13 protein-coding genes are annotated in these 12,912 nt (G+C 40.2%); 4 read left to right on the forward strand and 9 right to left on the reverse strand.

Annotated features, from left to right (window positions below; translation table 11 throughout):
- Positions 1-46: 46 nt before the first annotated feature.
- The gene (locus B0O44_RS11495; protein WP_110830522.1) at positions 47-1,207 is read right to left on the reverse strand and encodes a TlpA disulfide reductase family protein; all 1,161 of its coding nucleotides are present in this window, start codon (positions 1,205-1,207) and stop codon (positions 47-49) included.
- A gap of 114 nt (positions 1,208-1,321) precedes the next feature.
- Between B0O44_RS11495 and B0O44_RS11500 the strand changes: the two genes are divergently transcribed.
- On the forward strand, positions 1,322-2,164 hold the full coding sequence (locus B0O44_RS11500) for a mechanosensitive ion channel family protein (protein WP_110830524.1): 843 nt from the start codon (positions 1,322-1,324) through the stop codon (positions 2,162-2,164).
- A 5-nt stretch (positions 2,165-2,169) separates the two neighbouring features.
- Here the strand turns inward: B0O44_RS11500 and B0O44_RS11505 are convergent, their stop codons facing one another.
- Positions 2,170-2,544 carry a hypothetical protein gene (locus B0O44_RS11505; RefSeq protein WP_110830526.1) on the reverse strand — a complete coding sequence of 125 codons (375 nt, stop codon included), beginning with the start codon at positions 2,542-2,544 and terminating at the stop codon, positions 2,170-2,172.
- A 114-nt stretch (positions 2,545-2,658) separates the two neighbouring features.
- Here B0O44_RS11505 and B0O44_RS11510 point away from each other — a divergent pair, with 114 nt between their 5' ends.
- A complete protein-coding gene (locus B0O44_RS11510; protein ID WP_110830528.1) occupies positions 2,659-3,237 on the forward strand; it encodes a peroxiredoxin family protein in 579 nt (192 codons plus the stop codon).
- Positions 3,238-3,276: 39 nt separating this feature from the next.
- Here the strand turns inward: B0O44_RS11510 and B0O44_RS11515 are convergent, their stop codons facing one another.
- The 7 genes from B0O44_RS11515 to B0O44_RS11545 form a co-directional block, all read right to left on the reverse strand.
- Positions 3,277-3,654, reverse strand: a complete 378-nt coding sequence (locus B0O44_RS11515) for a winged helix-turn-helix transcriptional regulator (protein WP_110830529.1) — start codon at positions 3,652-3,654, stop codon at positions 3,277-3,279.
- A 204-nt stretch (positions 3,655-3,858) separates the two neighbouring features.
- Positions 3,859-4,218 carry a hypothetical protein gene (locus B0O44_RS11520; RefSeq protein WP_110830531.1) on the reverse strand — a complete coding sequence of 120 codons (360 nt, stop codon included), beginning with the start codon at positions 4,216-4,218 and terminating at the stop codon, positions 3,859-3,861.
- Positions 4,219-4,323: 105 nt separating this feature from the next.
- Positions 4,324-4,899: a DUF4199 domain-containing protein gene (locus B0O44_RS11525; protein WP_110830534.1), complete on the reverse strand. Its 576-nt coding sequence runs from the start codon at positions 4,897-4,899 to the stop codon at positions 4,324-4,326.
- A gap of 12 nt (positions 4,900-4,911) precedes the next feature.
- Positions 4,912-5,583 carry a hypothetical protein gene (locus B0O44_RS11530; protein WP_110830536.1) on the reverse strand — a complete coding sequence of 224 codons (672 nt, stop codon included), beginning with the start codon at positions 5,581-5,583 and terminating at the stop codon, positions 4,912-4,914.
- Positions 5,576-6,838: a dihydroorotase gene (locus B0O44_RS11535; protein WP_110830538.1), complete on the reverse strand. Its 1,263-nt coding sequence runs from the start codon at positions 6,836-6,838 to the stop codon at positions 5,576-5,578. Before B0O44_RS11535 ends, B0O44_RS11530 begins: the two co-directional genes overlap by 8 nt.
- On the reverse strand, positions 6,835-8,874 hold the full coding sequence (locus tag B0O44_RS11540; RefSeq protein ID WP_110830540.1) for a BatA domain-containing protein: 2,040 nt from the start codon (positions 8,872-8,874) through the stop codon (positions 6,835-6,837). The genes B0O44_RS11535 and B0O44_RS11540 overlap by 4 nt, the downstream gene beginning before the upstream one ends.
- Positions 8,875-8,886: 12 nt before the next feature.
- On the reverse strand, positions 8,887-10,458 hold the full coding sequence (locus tag B0O44_RS11545) for a L,D-transpeptidase family protein (protein WP_245943649.1): 1,572 nt from the start codon (positions 10,456-10,458) through the stop codon (positions 8,887-8,889).
- Between the two features lie 252 nt (positions 10,459-10,710).
- Between B0O44_RS11545 and hisG the strand changes: the two genes are divergently transcribed.
- Together hisG and hisD are read left to right on the forward strand one after the other, a co-directional pair.
- Positions 10,711-11,565: an ATP phosphoribosyltransferase gene (gene hisG, locus B0O44_RS11550; RefSeq protein WP_110830545.1), complete on the forward strand. Its 855-nt coding sequence runs from the start codon at positions 10,711-10,713 to the stop codon at positions 11,563-11,565.
- A 59-nt stretch (positions 11,566-11,624) separates the two neighbouring features.
- Entirely contained in the window at positions 11,625-12,911 is a 1,287-nt protein-coding gene (gene hisD, locus B0O44_RS11555; protein ID WP_110830547.1) for a histidinol dehydrogenase, read from the forward strand.
- Position 12,912 lies beyond the last annotated feature (1 nt).

Here is a 12,912-nt window from a genome sequence, read left to right on the forward strand (position 1 = left end):
CCCATACCCTGGAATACTGAGGATGTACACTGTGGATCTTTAAATGTTATGGAAGCAGTTCTTCTAATTTTTTAATCAGGTCTTGGGAAAACAAGTTTTTGGCAATAATTATCCCTTGAGGATTGATCAGAAAATTCTGTGGGATTTCGTTAATAGCATATTCCTGGGCAGCTTTATTGTTCCAGCCCCTTAGATCACTCAGCTGCAGCCATACCATACGGTACGCTTCCACTGCTGTAAGCCAGTTTTTTTTGTCCGTATCCAACGAAACTGAAATGAGCTCAAAATTCTTATTTTTAAACTGCTGGTGAACACGCTGCAGATTTGGATTCTCTTGCAGGCAAGGCATACACCAGCTTGCCCAAAAATCAATCAAGATGTATTTTCCTTTGTATTTATCTAAGGAAACTATTTTCCCATCTATACCGGGTAATGTAAAATTGATCATTTTTACACCAGGCGCGGTCCTCTTAACCAGCAGCAACTTGTTTGTCAATTCTTTTCCGAGCCTGGAATTTTTCATCCTGGGGCTCAGACGGTTCAGCAGGGGTTCAAACACACCAGGCCTCATCAGGTTACTCCGCTGCTCCATCAGGTCCAGGGAAACATAGGAATCCGGATAAGCCCGGATAAAATGTTCTTCTTTATCTCTAATGGCTGCAACCAGTGGCTGCATTTTCAGGCTAATGGATTGAACAATCTGATTTGTGTCAATCCCCAGGCCCTGGGTCTCAATCAAAACAGGAATCATTTCTTGTTGTAATGTGCGCATCTGATCTGTTTCTGCTTTTTTTAACCGCTGCAATTCCAGAAATTCCTCCTGGGTTTTACCTCCATGAATAATTGCCGTATTGATCAGACTGTCCCCCTGGAGGTTAATGGCTCCTTTTTCGAGAAAAAGGTCCTGTTCATCTCTTTTGAGCAGGCGCTCCAGGTAGGATACATGGGTATCCTGATATAAGGATTTCAATTGAAGTGAAGCCTTAACCGGCTGAGAAACGGTTAAACTCCCTTTGAAGTTAAATTCCCCGTTCTTTGTAGCAACTGAATCTAATACCCTTTTATTTCCAATCTCATAAAGTAATAAGACTTTCATCCCATTCTTCAAACCAGAAAGTTTTCCATGCAACGTAAAGTCATTCTGGGCATTTATTTTCAATGTACCCAAAAGCAAAATCATCACCAGGCACCACGCTGCTTTTTTCATGTCCAGCAAACATCAAAATCCGAACCAGAGCCAGACATTTTCTCAAAAAAACCCTTTATTTGCGGATTAATGGCATTATATATGCTCAAAAGATAAATATTAAAACAAAATTACATGACAAGAACAGAGCTTACGCTTGAAAAATTACTTAATGGACTAATAGACCGTATTCCATCAATACTGCTTGCTATAGCCATTTTACTAATTGGGATCTGGCTGATTAAATACCTGATTCGTTTCCTCACCAACCGTTTCACAAAAAGTAACGTAGACGTGTCGCTGTCTAACTTTCTGATCAGTGTTTTCAAGGTGATCCTTTATGTCCTGCTGATTCTCAATGTCATTTCTACTTTAGGTATACCCACAACTTCTTTTGTTGCTGTGCTGGGTGCAGCTGGTCTAGCTGTTGGTCTGGCCCTGCAGGGAAGTCTTTCAAATTTTGCTGGAGGGGTATTGATCCTGCTGTTTAAACCTTTCCGGGTAGGACATACTATTACAGCCGCCAATGGCGTAAATGGGACTGTTTTAAAAATTGATATTTTATATACTACCTTAAGGGCCGTTAACGGCACAACCCTTTATGCACCTAATGGCCCTTTGGCAAATGCAGTAATCAATAACTTCTCAGACAGTGACACCAGAATGCTGGAATATATCATCGGTGTTTCCTACGAATCCAATATTGATACCGCCAGAAAAGTCATAGTTGAAATTCTAGAAAAAGACTCAAGGATTCTTCATGATCCAAAACCTGCTGTCCTGGTGAGCTCACTTGGTGACAATGCAGTCAATCTAACTATACGTGCATGGGTGGCCAATCATGACTATGCCGGTGCATATTTTCACAATTATCAGGTTATTAAAGAAGAGCTTGACAACAACAAAATCGGCATTCCTTTTCCTCAGCGTGAACTTCGCATCATTCATACTTCAACACCAACAGAAGGAGAAAAGTAGTTCTTTTACCTGAGCCTGTACAGTTGTATTTTCCTTATTTTACCACCCGAACAGTATTTTCCGCTGATTGAAGATGGTGATTGTTCATATACATCTTCCATATGATCCAGGATAAAATAATCTTTCCTTCCGGTTCGAAAAGCTTCGAACCGGATTTGTTTTTTTTGGTCCGGGACACCCATTTCAGGGTAAAACAGAATTGGTTTTTTCTGCAGGTACAGTTTTAATTCTGATGCCCCTATATACCCATTTCCCAAAACAAACCTGATGATTTTATCACCCAACCTTCCTTTATAATAAACAGCTTCATAGGCTTTTTGGCCGTAACCATAAAAAGATACCAGCGTCAGACAAAAAATTAAAAGAAAACGATATTTCATAAGAAGTAAGATCAGATAGTGATCTTATGTAAACAACGTTTGTAAAAAACAATTTGTTTGTAAGGATCTAATTCTTTGCCCGACTAAGCTTTTAAATTTCAAATTTTATCAAACATGAAAAAAACCGGATTAACGCTGTTTGTTCTTTTCTTAGGACTTCAGTTATGGGCACAGACAGGTCTTAAAACAGGGCAACAGGCTCCAGAATTTACCGCTAAGGCAAGCGACGGGACAAATATTAACCTCAAAACACTTTTAAAAAAACACCAGAATGTGGTTTTGTTTTTTTATCGGGGCTGGTGGTGTCCATATTGCAATAAACACATCAAACAGCTGCAAGACTCTTTACAGCTATTAAGTAAAAAAGGGGCCTTTGTTATCGGTGTAACCCCCGAGTCTGAAAACGCAGTAATCAGGACACGCGAAAAAACTACTGCTACTTTTCCGATAATTTCTGATAAAAACTATACGATCATGAAAGCTTACGGCGTTGATTTTACCATGGAAAAGGAACTCCAGGACAAATACAAAAAATATGGAGTGGATGTCGCATTGAATAACGATAGTAAGGATGCTATTCTACCTATTCCAGCTACTTATGTTATCGGTGCCTCAGGAAAAATCAAATATGTTCAGTTCAATAAGGATTACACCAAAAGGGCCAGCGTAAGTACTATACTTTCTATGCTCTGATTTTTTTTAGAAACGAAGCAGCTAAAACCTTCGCATCGTTTAAGCTGCTTCGTTATCCTTTTTAAAAATACTTTTGTGTTTGGCGCCCCAGCGGCAGAGCATCTCCCAGATCGGGATCAATTCCTTTCCAATGTCAGTCAATTCATATTCTACCCTTACCGGTACTTCAGCATAAACCGTTCTTTTGATAATCCCATCATTGACCAATTCCCGAAGCTGCAGGGTAAGCATGCGTTCTGTGATGTTACAAATTTCATTTCTCAACTCACTGAAACGCAGTTTTCTTTTTTCCAGCTTACCTAAAATAAGCAGTTTCCACCTCCCCCCAACCATACAAATGGAATAGGTCAGGTTCGAATCTGTGGTGATGTATTTACGGTTAAGACTGTTGGTCGAATTCTCTTTTCTCTTTGCCATGACTTAATTTTTGTGAGCACCATATCGCAGGACATACAAATCTAAATTTTCCGCTCTAACTTCGTTTCTGCAATTTAGAATTCAAACAAAAATGACAAAGTATCCACTATTGTTGGCAATAAGCTAAAGTGTTTCTGTATAAACCTTATTTACTACCCACTGTTTCCTATTCAAAAAAAACGGCCTCAATTGAGGCCGTCTTCCTTAGTTCCGCTTAATGGGTGTTGAGCAGGCTAACGTTTCTTTTTTTGTTGGCCAGATCTCCACGTAACTCGATTCCGTTAAATGAACCTCTGTTTTCTGCTCAGGTTTAAAACCCTCTGAATGCATCTGGCCCAGAAGTTCCCTGCTTACAATGTCCAATTCTGTTTTCTTTGAACCCAACAGCTCCTGCTGGATTTTGATATTCTTTTTTAATCCGGATATTTCCAATTCCAAATCTGGTGTTTGAGGATCTTTCAGAAGATCATTAACCAGTTTTTCTGTTAAGAGCAGATCTTTTTCCTGTTCACAGAAGCTTGTCTTAACAGCATAAAAAGACTTAGCCAATTCACTGATTTTCATAAATTTATAATTTAACCTGTAAGGTAACTATAATAAATAACAACAACTGGCCTGATACAAAAAAAGGCAGCGGTAAACCGCTGCCTTTAAAATTTTTGATGGTTATTATTCTCCCTCCGGAGCTTTAAACAATGGAGGTGTTTTTTTGAAAATCGCCGCAAAAATCAAGGCACCAATTGCATAAAAGATCGCCTGTATACCAAAACCAACAATTGCCTGAAAGAAACTTGGATTAAACTGTTCTTCCATTTTTGCTTTTTGGGTTTCTTTCATTTCTTCAACTTTCGATTCATCCAGACCAAGTTTGGAAAGCATCTCAGAAGTTTTCTCTGCAATGATTTCTTTCATCCGGACCGGGTAAGTGGTGTCAATATATTTGCCAAATAAAATCGTAAATACATAAACAATACCGGCAGAAAGCAGGAACATGATAAATATATGCAATAGGGCCTCACTGAAAGTCCAGTATCCACCAGCCTTTTTTCTCATATCTATGCAGAAAAAAACAGCAAGGGCCACACCCACAGCAAGGGAAATACCCGAGATCAAGCCAGAACCAAGCATATCCGGCATTAAATAATTGGTTGCCAAAAAGATAATAAGACTGAAAACAGCCATAATAAGACCATCCTTAATGGCCTCTGACCTTAGATTTACAGGCTTTTGTTCGAATACTTCCATATTGAGTTTAATTTAAATTCCGTTAAAATTAGTAATTAACGTGTAAACTGCAACATCAAAATCTGCATTGGAACTATATTTTTTCAAATCGTTTAGCACTGTTTCATTTGCCTTTGGTTGATAGAAAAAAGCCATAAAAGGAACAAATAATTCTTCCATCTCTTCACCAAGATCTACCATTCCGGCGTGTGAACAGATGTCTTCAATACTGCTGTCCGCCAACTGCTGGTTACTGATCAGGTCTTCATAAATATGAAATTCATCCTGAAACTCATCTTCTTCAACCAATAAAAATTCCTTTAGAAAATCACCAAGTTCAGGTTTGATTTTTTCATCATGACATTCATTGATGTAAAGTAACAGGTTTAAAAGCTCGGTTCCACGATCAATAGTCTGTTCCTCAATGTCTGCCCATTCTTCGGTATCCAGATAATCTTCTTCTAGTTTTTTGACATCGCTGGCAAAGAAATTAATCATCAGCAAATCGAAAAACACTTCCCGAAGCTCATCAAAAGCGGGATAATCGTCAAAAGCAGCATCAAAAGCATTTACTTTTTCCAGAAAACCCAGGTCTGCATTAAATACTTCTATCAGACTGCGTTGTAATTCGGCCTGATCTTTTCCAGCCAATGCAGCAAATTTACTTAAGGACGCAACTAATGCCCCTTCTACTTTATTATCCATATACCTGATATTTTTTATTGTTATACACCAACGCCACCTTTCCTGTCAGGGTTTGGCCAAGCAGTGGTGAGTTGGATGATTTTGATTGATTTTGTTCAGGACCATACAGCCATTTTTGCGTTGTACTGAATACCGTAAAGTTTGCGCTTTGTCCCGGTTCAATTACAGGCACTGGCAGGCGGAGGATCTGACGGGGTGCTATAGCCATTTTTGCTACTATCTGCTCCGCAGTGAAACCCGCTTTTAACAATAAGGGCAAAGCTGTTTGCAGTGCGATGATGCCATAAGCAGCAATTTCAAATTCAACATCCTTAAACTCAATTTCGTGAGGTCTGTGCTGTGTACTGACTGCATCCACTGTACCATCTTTCAATCCGCCAATCAGTGCTTTGATATCTGTCTTACTACGTAAAGGAGGTTTTACTTTATAATTGCTATCAAAGTCGTTCAGTAATTCTTCTGTAAATACCAGCTGATGGGCAGCCACGTCGCAGGTAATGTTCAAGCCCTCTTTCTTGGCTTTTTTGATTAAGGCTACTGAACCAGCAGTGGAAACATTATTAATGTGCAAAGGAGCCCCATGATAGGTGGCCAGAAAAATATCCCTGGAAATCTGCATTTCTTCCGCCAATGCCGGAATACCTTTCATCCCCAATAAAACACTGGTCTGACTTTCATTAACCTGGGCCTTACCAGCAATGGATTTGTTTTCAGGATAAACCATCAGCAAACCATCCAGGCCCTTTGCATACTGCAGGGCACGGCTCATAAAGCCATCATCGGTAATAGGCTTTACTCCATCCGAAAATGCAATAGCACCCGCCTGCTTCATATCGTATAACTCTGCCAGTTCTTTCCCTTCCAGGTTATAACTGATGGCACCTATAGGAAAAACATCTACCATATTGTTCCTGGATCTGTTGACCACGTATTCTATTTCTGCCTTGGAATGCAATACGGGTTGTGTGCCTGGCAGTACTGCAATTCCGGTAAAACCACCCGCCCCCGCTGCTGCCGTAACGGTAAAAATGTCTTCCTTTGTTTCAAAACCAGGATCACCCGCGGTACAGTTCAGGTCAAAAAAACCAGGAGAAAGGAATAAACCAGCTCCATCAAAGACTTCCTCGCCTGCCAGCGGACTTAATTGTGCTGAAATTGCATCGATCTTCCCTTTTTCTATACGTACACTACAGATTTGTCCGTTAAACTTACTGCCTGGATCGGCAATTGTAACGCCTGTGATCAGAAGGTTCATGTTTTTTGTATGTTCTTAGTATGGTTAAAAAATCTTATTAATAATACTTCAACCGCTAGAAAAACAGCACACAAAACTAGGCAAAGTTTCCATAAGTCCGTGCTGTTATTTTTAGCTGATGATCCAAAATTGAGTTTTTCTTTGGACGCCTGATAAACCCTGACTTGATGGTCCGGGAATATTTTTCTTAATCCTTCATCTGAGGCATATTGCATTTCAGATTCTCTTCTGTCGTCATTAAACGCATAGATGGCCAGTAGTGAATCTGTTTTTTTTAATTCGTAAAACCCTGGCTTCTTTACCTGGTCTGCAATATAAAGCAGGCTTTTACCAGGTGTTTGTCTCAGCTCCGGAATGGCCTCAAAATTTTCAGAAAACAACCTTAAGGATTGGTTGTTCTTCAGTACAATCTTTTCATGCTCCAGCAAATCACTGCTTCCAATGGTATAATACAGAGGTTGCTTTCTGGAATTGCTCAATGCAATCTTATACATTAATGGAACAAAAACCGGATGTTCAGGAAGGTTGCTGTCTTTAATATCAACAGAGGTGGCTGACAAATAGAGCTTACCTTGCCCTGCAATGTACTCAGCAAAGAACAGTTGTTTTGGTGGCAATTCCATTAAATTCTGTTTGTTTACCCTGTTTTGTTCCTTATAGCTAAAAAAGCGGTTCACTTTTGGAAGATCTATGTTTTTGGGAACCTGCTCAAATACGCCTCTGAAAATTTCATGTCCTAAATTAATATGATCTACAGTCAAAGCAGATACACTTAACCCGCTAACCTCTGGCAGGGATAAAGATTTTAAAAAGGATGAATACAATACCGGGCTAACATTCAGGTCAGGGAACAATACCACAGTGCCTCCCTGTTGCAGATAGGTATTCAGCTGTCCAGCCAAACCTGAGGACGGCTCTTTTAGCTCATTGAGGACAATCAGATCAAAATCAGAGAAGCTTGTGTAACGGATATTAGATTCAGGCATTTCCGTTACTTTAAAATATGGATCTGCAACAAACAAAGTACTGATGTATTTTTCTGCCACATTGCCTTTAATGTTCAAAATTTTGCGTTCCTTGTCTACTTGAAAAGTAAAATTTAAAACATCATCAAAAGTAACCGGATAATCTTTAATGCTCAGTGTTCCTTTTTGCCATCCAAGCTGCAGTCCTCCAAAAGAAAGCGTGTCGTTTAAAACTCCATGAGCTGGGATCTCCAGAGTATGTGCAGCCTTCTGCGTATTGGCAATCATTAACTTTAAAGGCAGGCCCCTTGCAGGTTCAGCTGTATAATTCCTTAACCTGACCACCAGCTTTTCTGTATCCTGCGGCCGGTGTACCGCAGACAGGAACCAAACACTGTCTATAGCGATATTGGGCAATACGTTAGGGTTAAGTTTAACCAGTGAGACTGGCCCTGGGGACTTGAGAACTTTTGATCCTGTAAAATTGCTTTGAAAATCAGAAATCAGAAAATCCTGGTGATTAAATCCTGGATGGTCCTGGGCAGCCTGTCTGCTGAGCACCTGGTCCAGTGTCCGGTATACAGCCGAGATCTTTACTTCATCTAAAAGCTGCATCAATTCTTCATAACTGACCAGGCGCTGGTGTTTACCCAGAAAATCATTGGTCATTAACTGAAATTTTGTATTAGGGCCATAGGAACCCGCGATTTCCTTTGCCCTTCTTTTGGCTTCGTCCAACAGGCTTCCATCTTTATTCACGGACTCCATACTAAAAGAATTGTCAATATATAAGCGTACAACCAGGGCTTTACCTGGATCAACAGCATCTTTTGAACTTAAATAAGGACGGGAAAAAGCAAAAACAAGAAATATAATGGCTAATATTCTGGACAAAAGAATCAGCAAATCTTTAAGTTTTTCTTTTGAGGCATCTCTTTCTTTGACCTCCTTTAAAAACTGTATGGAACTGAACTGGACTTTGGTGTATTTCCTGAAATTAAATAAATGAATTAAAACAGGTATTGCGACCGCCGTAAGTGCAAAAAGAAAACCTGGATATAGGAAATTCATTAAAAACCAAAGTTAGAGAAATTTTTGTAATTTCTCCCAAAGTGTTTCATCTAATCCATAGACATCTGGCCGGACCTGCAAACTACCGTTCTGCCACCAGGCTGTCACATAGTTAATAATCAGCGGAATTTGCTTTTTTGTCCCGAACCATTTTGGTTTAAGTTCATAAACGTTTACAGTGTCGGCTTTTTTTGCCATTCTTTTTTTGTACACGTCCATTTTAGTGCTGTCCAGAGGTGGAAGATTTACTTCCATTCTCAACTGATCGAACTGGTATTTATCATTGACCAGTTTCTCTGCAAATTCAAGTGGTTTTTCTACACGTACACAGCCATGGCTGATGGCCCGGTTGCCCAGGTTAAATGCATATTTATTATTCGTGTCATGCAGATAGATACTGGACCCATTGTCAAAAATAAACTTGAATTTACCCAGCGCATTGCCTGCACCTGAGCCCTGTTTAAACTTAAAAGGCAATTTCTCCCTGGAGTACTTATTCCATTGTATGGTATCCGGATCGGTCACCAACTGTCCTTTATAATATACTTTAATATTGCTGTTAGACAGATAATAAGGATCCCGGACCGCCTGATAATAAATTTCACTTTGTGCAATGCTCACCGGAATGTTCCAGACCGGGTTAACCTGTATGGAATTAAGTTTACTAAACAAAATTGGGGTTTCGTGGTTTTTAGGTTTATCATCCAGTTTACCTGACTTCAGAAAAGCCTTGATTTTATCTTCATAACCTTTTTCTCTTCTGGCCCCCACACAAACCTTCATACGTGTCAGTGTATCCCCATGATCAAACCAGGTCAATGAAAAATCAGGAATATTGACCACCACAAACTGGCTCCCCGTTTCGGGCAGTTTCCACCTCAGTCTTTCCATATTCACCAGCAGGATTTTCTGTTTTTCATCACGCACACCGGGTTTATATTTTGACAACTCTTTTTGGAAAGCAATATATTGCTCGGATTTTGGTTGTACTTCCTTTAAAAGCGCAGGAATACTTTTTGTTTCCAGGACTTTGATAATTCCAAGACTATCTGGTTTTTTGATATTGATATAATACCGATTTAAAATCTTCCGCGGGTTCAATACCCCAAAATTCACAAAATCATAATACTTGCTCAGCGCTTCCGCGCTCCCAAGTTCAAGATCGGCAATAACCGGATAAAGTTCATCTACGGTCTTAAAAGCATTGGCATCTAAAGTTTTCTTCAGTGTCTGAAGTTTTTTAAGACCAAAAAGAGAAGGATTAAAACCATGTTCTTCACTTCGGTTTAAATAAGAAATCAGGCTGTCCAGGTCTCCATTGACATAATGACTGGACACAAAGGCAGGTTTAAACTCTCTGCTTTGATAATAGGCTGCTATCGTTTTAGGATTGGACAATTGTTTCCGTGAAGCATCCAGGTGCTCCAGAAATATCCGATTATACACGGCAGTATCAAAATCTTTATACAGCTTATTTTTAAAATGTTCTGACAGTACAAGACCCACTTCCGGAGTCTCCTTAAACCAGTTACAAGCCTGCAGCAAGAGACTCATCAGTACAAACAGGGGAAGCGTTTTCTTCAAATCAATTAAATATTATGGAAAACTGAAATCAAATTAAATGCCATTTATTTTTGAATTGTCAATCCAATCAATATATTTGCATTTCCTCCTGATGCATTGCATTAACGATTAGGAACTTATAATAAATGAAAAAACATTTGAACCATCACTTACATCTGCACCATCGCCTGTCGGCGATGTATATGTAATGTTTTGTACTTCAAAACTTGTTTCCGAATTTTATTTTCTTGTTCCATACCATAATCAGCAATAGTGAAAACACTTAAAATAGCTATCCAGAAATCGGGTAGATTAAACGAAAAATCAGTAGAGATTCTAAAAAATTGTGGCCTTTCCTTTGAAAACTACAAAAGTTCCCTCATTTCCTCAGTAACCAATTTTCCACTTGAAATTCTTTTCCTGCGTGACGACGATATCCCTGAATATGTACAGGATGGCATTGCAGACCTGGGAATTGTAGGTGAAAATGTGATTACTGAAACAGGGGCAGATGTGACCTATTTACAAAAACTGGGTTTTGGAAAATGTACGCTAAAAATTGCCGTACCCAACAACAGCAACATCACAAAGATATCCGAACTCGAGGGTTTGGCCATAGCCACTTCCTACCCGGTTATTCTGGAAAAATTCTTACAGCAAAATGCAGTTCCAAATGTACAGGTACGTACCATTTCAGGTTCCGTAGAAATTGGTCCGGGGCTTGGATTAAGTGACGCCATTTGTGACATTGTTTCAACCGGTGGTACGCTCAAAAGCAACGGGCTTAAACCATTTGCCGAGGTCATGAAATCCGAAGCTGTCCTAATTGGAAATAAAGGTACAGAATTCAATCCCGAAGTTCAGGAACTGATGCAGCGGATCCGTTCGGTACTTCGTGCAAAGGAGACCAAATATGTGGTGCTCAACGTTGCAAAAACCGATCTTAAAAAAGTGGTGGAATTGTTGCCCGGCGTAAAAAGTCCAACGGTTGTACCCCTGTTTGATCAAGACTGGGTAGCGGTTCATTCTGTCATTGCAGAACATGATTTCTGGGAAAAAATAAATCTGCTCAAAGCGGCCGGTGCAGAAGGTATTGTGGTGATGCCCATTGAAAAAATAATCACCTGATCAGCCTTGTTGTTCTCAAAACAACCATTAACTATTAGTTAATCAAAAAACATAAGACATTGAAAATCTATAATTATAAAGATTTATCTGAACAAAAAATTAAGGAACTATGCTTGCGACAACAGGAAGATGACCGCAGTATAGCAGAAACGGTTCAGGAGATCATATCACAGGTAAAAGCCCGGGGAGACCTTGCTCTTTTTGACTATGCTAAAGCCTTTGATAAAGTTGCATTACAGAAGATTTTTCTGGATAAACAGGAATTGGACAATCTTTCACAAAGCATCCCCGTGGAGGCAAAAAAAGCCATAGACCAGGCCTATCAAAACATCCGGAAATTTCATGCCGCGCAGATCAACCCCGAAGAAATCATAGAAACCATGCCAGGGGTAAATTGCTGGAGAGAGGCTCGCCCTATAGAAAGGGTGGGACTTTATATCCCTGGAGGCACAGCTGTATTGCCCAGCACCTTTCTGATGCTGGCCATACCTGCAATGCTGGCCGGTTGTAAAGAAATTATTGTTTGCTCGCCACCACAATCTGACGGAAAAACCAATTGTTACCTCGCTTACTGTGCAAAACTACTGGGCATTGACAAAATCTTTCTGGCAGGCGGAGCGCAGGCTATTGCTGCAATGGCGTACGGTAGCGAAAGCATTCCAAAAACAGACAAGATATTCGGTCCGGGAAACCGCTATGTAACCACAGCTAAACAGGCAATACAGTCGAGTACATTAACCGCAATAGATATGCCTGCCGGGCCTTCAGAAGTATTGGTCCTTGCAGATGAAAGTGCAAACCCTGCTTTTCTTGCGGCCGATTTACTGGCCCAGGCTGAACACGGTACAGACAGCCAGTCCATTTTGGTTTGTACTGATCCAGATATCATCAGAAAAACCATTGAAGAAATCAATTTGCAACTGGACGCACTGCCAAGAAAAGACATCGCCGCAAAAGCGATAGAGAATTCCTACACCCTATTGGTTTCTTCTGTTGAAGAAGGTATGAAGTTCTCCAATCTTTATGCACCCGAGCACCTGATCATAGCTACAGAAAAGTATAAGGCCTTGGTTCCCCTGATCCTCAATGCCGGTTCTGTTTTCCTTGGAAACCTGACACCAGAAAGTGCTGGCGATTATGCCTCTGGCACCAATCACACCCTTCCCACCAGTGGTTTTGCCCGGTCTTATTCTGGGGTATCTGTCGATTCATTTGTTAAAAAAATCACTTTTCAGCACATCAGTCCCCAGGGGCTGCGCAACATTGGTCCAACCGTAGAAACTCTTGCAGCAGCCGAAGGCCTGCAGGCACACCAAAATGCAATAAGCATTCGTTTAAAGAATTAAG

Origin of the sequence: Pedobacter nutrimenti (assembly GCF_003208655.1) — a bacterium.
In the GTDB taxonomy this organism is placed as follows: domain Bacteria; phylum Bacteroidota; class Bacteroidia; order Sphingobacteriales; family Sphingobacteriaceae; genus Pedobacter; species Pedobacter nutrimenti.

Bases quoted from the DNA above. Each gene is read 5' to 3' on its own strand.
- B0O44_RS11500 (WP_110830524.1), top strand. From the start codon at position 1,322: ATGACAAGAACAGAGCTTACGCTTGAAAAATTACTTAATGGACTAATA.
- B0O44_RS11520 (WP_110830531.1), bottom strand. From the start codon at position 4,218: ATGAAAATCAGTGAATTGGCTAAGTCTTTTTATGCTGTTAAGACAAGC.
- B0O44_RS11525 (WP_110830534.1), bottom strand. From the start codon at position 4,899: ATGGAAGTATTCGAACAAAAGCCTGTAAATCTAAGGTCAGAGGCCATT.
- B0O44_RS11505 (WP_110830526.1), bottom strand. From the start codon at position 2,544: ATGAAATATCGTTTTCTTTTAATTTTTTGTCTGACGCTGGTATCTTTT.
- B0O44_RS11530 (WP_110830536.1), bottom strand. From the start codon at position 5,583: ATGGATAATAAAGTAGAAGGGGCATTAGTTGCGTCCTTAAGTAAATTT.
- B0O44_RS11510 (WP_110830528.1), top strand. From the start codon at position 2,659: ATGAAAAAAACCGGATTAACGCTGTTTGTTCTTTTCTTAGGACTTCAG.
- B0O44_RS11495 (WP_110830522.1), bottom strand. From the start codon at position 1,207: ATGAAAAAAGCAGCGTGGTGCCTGGTGATGATTTTGCTTTTGGGTACA.
- B0O44_RS11515 (WP_110830529.1), bottom strand. From the start codon at position 3,654: ATGGCAAAGAGAAAAGAGAATTCGACCAACAGTCTTAACCGTAAATAC.
- B0O44_RS11540 (WP_110830540.1), bottom strand. From the start codon at position 8,874: ATGAATTTCCTATATCCAGGTTTTCTTTTTGCACTTACGGCGGTCGCA.
- B0O44_RS11535 (WP_110830538.1), bottom strand. From the start codon at position 6,838: ATGAACCTTCTGATCACAGGCGTTACAATTGCCGATCCAGGCAGTAAG.